Source organism: Parvibaculum sp. (assembly GCF_049672805.1).
GTDB lineage: Bacteria > Pseudomonadota > Alphaproteobacteria > Parvibaculales > Parvibaculaceae > Parvibaculum.
Window position 1 is genome coordinate 1 of sequence record NZ_JBATWS010000261.1, and the last position, 2,435, is coordinate 2,435.

Annotated in this window: 3 protein-coding genes; 2 read left to right on the top strand and 1 reads right to left on the bottom strand. The window is 61.8% G+C overall.

The features are described from left to right. Window positions 1-100 precede the first annotated feature (100 nt). A complete protein-coding gene (locus tag WBF74_RS08420; protein WP_424438062.1) occupies window positions 101-1,045 on the bottom strand; it encodes a lysylphosphatidylglycerol synthase transmembrane domain-containing protein in 945 nt (314 codons plus the stop codon). A gap of 146 nt (window positions 1,046-1,191) precedes the next feature. Between WBF74_RS08420 and recO the strand changes: the two genes are divergently transcribed. Continuing rightward, window positions 1,192-1,920, top strand: coding sequence for a DNA repair protein RecO (gene recO / locus WBF74_RS08425; protein ID WP_424438067.1), 729 nt, complete (start codon window positions 1,192-1,194; stop codon window positions 1,918-1,920). Between the two features lie 120 nt (window positions 1,921-2,040). After that, window positions 2,041-2,435: DNA gyrase subunit A (locus tag WBF74_RS08430; protein WP_424438070.1), on the top strand; the 395-nt coding region annotated here is incomplete at its 3' end.

Here is a 2,435-nt window from a genome sequence, read left to right on the forward strand (position 1 = left end):
CGGGTGCATCTGTTCCTTTTCGTGAAGGTGCGCGAGAACTGGTCCGACGACCGTGAACGCTATCGCGAGATGGGCCTCGATTTCCCCGATAAATGACGCGCTATTTTTCTTTTTCCCGCTTGGTGAACTGGGAATGTTCAAAGGCGAGAATGATGAAGAGCGACACGAGCAGGGGCACGATCAGGTAGAAGAGGCGGAATACAATGAGTGCCGCCAGCACATCGGCCGGATCAAGGCCGGGAAGCCCTGCCAGAAAGACGATCTCCAATACGCCAAGGCCACCGGGCGCGTGGGAAAGAAGGGCGATGGAGAAGGAGGCGAGGAAGATGCCAAGCACCACGATGAAGCCCGGATTGCCTTCCGCCGGCAGGGCGAAATAGAGGATGCCGGCAGCGCCGATCAGTTCCAGAGGGCCGATGATGAGCTGCCGCCAGACTATCGGCAGGCGCGGATAAACCAGCTCGAAAGACCCGATGCGCAGCGGCTGAAAGTGAAGCCAGCTGCCGATCACATAAAGCGCCACCAGGGTCAACAGCAAGACACCAAACCCCCTCAGCACCTCGGTCGATATGTCCTCGAAGAGCAGGGTGAAGGGTTCCGGCTGGGTGACGAGTACCAGACCGCCGAGAAGCACCGTGCCGAGCGCGAAGGTGAAGGAACAGAGCGCCACGAGAACACCGATCTCGCCGCTGCCCAGCCCCTGCGAGGTGTAGGCGCGATACCGGACGAAAGCGCCCGAAAAGACGGAAGCGCCGATATTGTGAGCCAGCGCATAGGTGGTGAAGGAGGTGGTGGCGACAAAGCTCCAGGGGAGCGAGCGCCCGAGATGGTTCAGCGCGAGGCGGTCATATTCCGCCAGGGCCATATAGGCGAGCACGGTTGAGGCGCCCGCAAGGAGCCAGCGGTGCAGCGGGATGGCAACGAGGCTTTCCGACACATCTTCCAGAGAGAGGTGACGGATCTCGTGAAAAAGAAGCCATGCCGAAAAGGCGACCGCGGCAAGCCCGATCGCCGGCCAGACATAATGCTTGTACCGTGCCCACATAATGCTTCCGGTAAGGTTCTCTTTCGGTGTTTACACGCCGAAGGCGGCTGCGCCAACCCGAATCCGCAAGGGGATAAATCACAATCGTGTTCCGTCGCCATGCACAGCGAACGGCGCTATAAGACGGGAGACGAACAGGAACGAAAATGGACTGGCGAGACGAAGGGATTGTGCTGTCGGCGCGCCCTTATGGCGAAACGGGCGCTATCCTCGAATTGTTCACTCGGGAGCAGGGGCGCTATCTCGGACTCGTGCATGGCGGCGCGGGACGGCGGCTGCGCAGCGTACTCCAGCCGGGGAACAAGCTCTCGGCCCATTGGCGCGCGCGCCTGTCGGAACATCTCGGCACCTATCAGGTCGAACTTGTGAGACCGCTGGCGGGGCTTCTCATGGATGATCCGCTGGCGCTGCTTGCGCTCAGTGCCGCGAGTGCTGTTTGCGGAATCGTGCCCGAGCGGGAGGCGCATCCGGCACTTTATGACGGCTATGAGGTGCTGCTGGAAACTCTGCTCGACCCGGATGTCTGGCCCGCGATTTTCGTGCGGTGGGAACTCGGGCTGCTGCAGGAGCTGGGCTTCGGGCTGGACCTCACGCGCTGCGCGGCAACGGGTTCGCGGGATGACCTCATCTATGTCTCGCCGAAAAGCGGCAGCGCGGTGAGCCGGGGGGCGGGCGAGCCTTACAAGGACCGCCTCTTCCGCTTGCCCTCTTTCCTTGTGGGCACACAGGTAGGGGAGGCATCGCTTGCTGATGTTGCCGAGGGCCTGCGCCTCACGGGGCATTTCCTTGACCGGCACCTCTTCGCCGCGCATGAGCGGCATTTGCCCGATGCGCGGATAAGGCTTCTGGAGAAGATCGCCGCCCGGGCGGGGTAAGCGCCGAATCGCTGATATATTCATTGCCATTGCGAGGAGGCCATAGGCCGACGCAGCAATCCAGAGCCGTGGGCACCGGGTTTTGCTCGTATCGCTACAAGCCCTAGAGAAGTCAAAGACATGACCAAGATCATCACACCGCCCGAGCCCGACCACGAGATCAATCTGCGCGAGGCGCTGGAGGAGCGTTATCTTGCCTATGCGCTTTCGACCATCATGCATCGGGCGCTGCCGGATGTGCGTGACGGGCTGAAGCCGGTTCACCGCCGGGTGCTCTTTGCCATGCGGCAGCTCAGGCTGGAGCCGGGGCAGGGGTTCAAGAAATCGGCGCGCGTTGTGGGTGATGTCATTGGCCGCTACCACCCGCATGGCGACCAGTCGGTTTATGACGCGCTGGTGCGTCTCGCACAGGACTTCTCGGTCCGCTATCCGCTGGTGGATGGTCAGGGCAATTTCGGCAATGTGGACGGCGATAACGCGGCGGCCATGCGCTACACCGAAGCGCGGCTGACAGA

Excerpts from the sequence above, each read along its gene's own strand:
- WBF74_RS08420 (WP_424438062.1), bottom strand. The coding sequence starts at position 1,045 with ATGTGGGCACGGTACAAGCATTATGTCTGGCCGGCGATCGGGCTTGCC.
- recO (WP_424438067.1), top strand. The coding sequence starts at position 1,192 with ATGGACTGGCGAGACGAAGGGATTGTGCTGTCGGCGCGCCCTTATGGC.